The organism is Methylobacterium sp. CCH5-D2, assembly GCF_001556475.1.
Classification (GTDB): Bacteria; Pseudomonadota; Alphaproteobacteria; order Rhizobiales; family Beijerinckiaceae; genus Methylobacterium; species Methylobacterium hispanicum.
Map to the genome: position 1 here is coordinate 1 of NZ_LSIX01000326.1, position 2,817 is coordinate 2,817.

Consider the following 2,817-nt stretch of genomic DNA (forward strand, 5'->3'; position numbering starts at 1 on the left):
GCGCCGTGCCGGGTCATCGCCGCGATCTCGACGCCGGCGTGCACCCCGTAGGTGTCGGGCCGCCGCGGCGAGGGCGGACGTGGCCAGCGCGTGGTCACGCCGCCGGCGATCATCCGGGCGGCGAGGTCGGGGGTCAGCCGCGCGTCGTAGTCCGCGATCGGCGTCGAGGCCTCGCGGAAGCCGTAGCGGGCCGACAGGAACGCCGCCCGGGCGAGCCGGCCCCCGGGGTCGGCGGCGCGCAGGGTGCGCCAGAGCGGGCCGTCGTAGCGCGCGAGCGCCGGCATCGGCTCCGGATCGGCGCGCTTGGTCGCCGAGCAGGCGAGCACGAGAAGACGAGCGGGCCGCGGGTGGGGAGCGCTGGTCATGCCGCGTCCCTCCCCGGCCGGCCGGCGAGCGGGTCGACGCGGTGGACGGCCACGGGCCGGGTGTCGGCCCCCTGCGCGAGGCGCTCGATCAGGGCGAGATCCGCGTCCGAGCACGGGCCGCGCACCTCGATCTCGACCCAGTGCCCGGAGCGGCCGACGTGGCTGTCGCGCAGGCGGTGATTGGAGGAGGTGTAGAAGCTCTCGTTGGGCTCGATCAGCCGCACGCGCGAGGTCAGGAACAGGATGCCCGCGCCGAGATTGACGCAGAAGATCAGCTCGTCGGCCGGCAGGGTCTTCGGGCCGCCCCCGCGCGTGCGCTGCCCGATCCGGCGGAAGGCCTCGTCGAAGGTCGCCGGGTTCGGGGTGGTGCGCGCCTGCGTCGGGGCGTGGAAGATCCACGGCGGCCGGTGCGGGTCGATCCGCCCGACGGCGATCTGGTGCAGCAGGTCGCCGAAGCTGTGGGGATCGGCTGGATAGGGGCAGGTCCGCCACAGGGCACGGATGGTCCAGCGCAGCGCGGGGTCGAAGGCGAACAGCCGGGCGCGCATGCGCCGCCAGTCGGCGGCGCGCTGGGCGCGGCGCGCGCGCTCGGCCTCGCCCCACCAGACGGCGCGGCGGGCCATCTCCGCGTCGACGCCGTGCTGGCGGGCCGCGATCGCCTCGGCGAACAGCGGCAGGGCCTCGCGCTCCAGACGCTGTTTGCGCAGGAACGCCGCGCGCTTGCGCGTGGTCTCCCGGTAGGGCTCGGATCGGGGCGAGCGGCGGAAGCGCATCAGGCCGCCTCCGCCATCGCCGGCGATGCGTGATCGCTGTCCTCGGCCGAAGCGGACGGATCCCCGTCGGGCAGGCGGCCGAGCAGCCAGTCGGCGGCCTTGCTGGCGTGCGAGGCGGCGCGCACGATCGCGCGGTCGTCGTCGCGCAGCACCTCGAGCCACGAGGCGATGTAGTCGGCATGGCGCACGGTCGGCACGATGCCGAGGCTGGCGCAGACGAAAGCCGCGGAGATCTCCGCGACCAGCTCCTCCCGAGCGTAGCACGGGCTGCCGTGCCGGCCCTTCATCTCCCGGTTCAAGCGCGAGGCGTGGCCGACGGCGTGGGACAGCTCATGGGCCGCGGTCCTGTGGAAGTTGACCGGCTCGTGGAAGGCCTCGGGCGGGGGCAGCACCACCACGTCGTCGGCCGGACGGTAGAAGGCGCGGTCGCCGCCGATGCGGATGGTGACGCCGGAGGCGTCCATCAGCGCGCGGAAGCGTGGCTCGATCAGGTCCTCGCGCGGCGGGGGCGGCGGGACGGTCAGGTCCTCGGGCAGGCCGTCGACCTGGGCGACGTTGAAGACGGTGAACCGCTTCAGGAAGGCGATCTGGCGGGCCTCGTCGCCGTCGCGGTCGGCGCGCTGGCGCTCGTCCTGCGGGGTGAAGCGGTCGGCGTAGACGACGGGCGTGCCGCGCTCGCCCCGGCGCACGCAGCCGCCGAGCCCGAGGGCCTGACGGAAGGTGAGCCAGCGCTGGGTGGCGTAGCCGGCCTCGATGCCGGCGGCCCAGAGCAGCATGACGTTGATGCCCGAGTAGGCGCGGGCGGTGGCGGCGTTGCGGGGCATGGCCACCGCGCCGGTGCCGGGCCCGACGCTCCAGGGCTGGACCCAGGGCACGCGGCCCGCTTCGAGCTGGGCGATGATCGTGTCGGTGATTTGCCGGTACAGGTCGACGCGCTGGACGGGCGCCGTCTCGGCGCGGGCGCTGCGGGGTTTGGCGGAGTCGGGACGGCGGGCCATCGGTGGGACTTTCGCGACGGGCGCCGGAGCCTCTCTCCGACCGGATCTCCCGTCATGCCGTCACCGGCCCTCCTCTCACTCCGGCACGCCGCACCTCGAAGGACCGGCCCTTCAGGCAGTCTCGGCTTCGATCACCGCCCCGGCATAGCTGGCGATAACCGTCCTTCTCGAAAGTTTGGCGCTGGGCTGGTAGAGAGCTTGGTGAGGAAGTTAAGCCTCGGCTATGTCGCCGAGCCCGGCGTGGGGGCGAACGTGACGGACGAAGACCGCGACATGCTGGCCAACCTCGGCGTGGACATCGCACGTCGCATCCGCGCGACCGGCGCGGCCTTGGACAAGGAGCGCGGGTCGCTCGTGCTGCTGTCCCGCCTGCGTCGCCGCTTGATCCGCGCAGCGCGCCACGTCCCCGATGAGATCGACGCGCTCGTGGCGGAGGCGATCGAGGCGGACGCGATCTCCGGTATGGAATTCTGAGGATGGCGGCCAGCCGGCTCGTCCTGCTCCGCGGCACCGTCGAGAACGCCGGGACGCTCCCGGCCGAAACCGTCCGACCGTTGGACACTTTGCCCGCCGAGGCGGCAGCGCTCGTTCGCGTATACCAGCGCGCCAGCAAGAGCGAGGCGCGCGAGGGGCTGGGATCGAAGCATCGGGGAGCGTCCAGCCCCCCACCCCGTCGCGCAG

The 2,817-nt window shown here is 73.9% G+C and carries 3 protein-coding genes and 1 pseudogene; 1 reads left to right on the plus strand and 3 read right to left on the minus strand.

The window, feature by feature from the left end; genetic code table 11:
• From AX737_RS08630 to AX737_RS08640, 3 genes and pseudogenes are all read right to left on the minus strand, one after another.
• Window positions 1–365 (minus strand): annotated as a pseudogene (locus tag AX737_RS08630) (hypothetical protein); the annotation flags it as partial.
• On the minus strand, window positions 362–1,138 hold the full coding sequence (locus AX737_RS08635; protein WP_066920631.1) for a hypothetical protein: 777 nt from the start codon (window positions 1,136–1,138) through the stop codon (window positions 362–364). The gene AX737_RS08635 and the pseudogene AX737_RS08630, both read right to left, overlap by 4 nt.
• Window positions 1,138–2,136, minus strand: a complete 999-nt coding sequence (locus tag AX737_RS08640; RefSeq protein WP_066920633.1) for a zincin-like metallopeptidase domain-containing protein — start codon at window positions 2,134–2,136, stop codon at window positions 1,138–1,140. Before AX737_RS08640 ends, AX737_RS08635 begins: the two co-directional genes overlap by 1 nt.
• A gap of 273 nt (window positions 2,137–2,409) precedes the next feature.
• On the opposite strand from AX737_RS08640, the gene AX737_RS08645 reads away from it, so the two are divergent.
• A complete protein-coding gene (locus AX737_RS08645) occupies window positions 2,410–2,610 on the plus strand; it encodes a hypothetical protein (protein ID WP_156453604.1) in 201 nt (66 codons plus the stop codon).
• Window positions 2,611–2,817 lie beyond the last annotated feature (207 nt).

Excerpts from the sequence above, each read along its gene's own strand:
- AX737_RS08635 (WP_066920631.1), bottom strand. The coding sequence starts at position 1,138 with ATGCGCTTCCGCCGCTCGCCCCGATCCGAGCCCTACCGGGAGACCACG.
- AX737_RS08645 (WP_156453604.1), top strand. The coding sequence starts at position 2,410 with ATGCTGGCCAACCTCGGCGTGGACATCGCACGTCGCATCCGCGCGACC.
- AX737_RS08640 (WP_066920633.1), bottom strand. The coding sequence starts at position 2,136 with ATGGCCCGCCGTCCCGACTCCGCCAAACCCCGCAGCGCCCGCGCCGAG.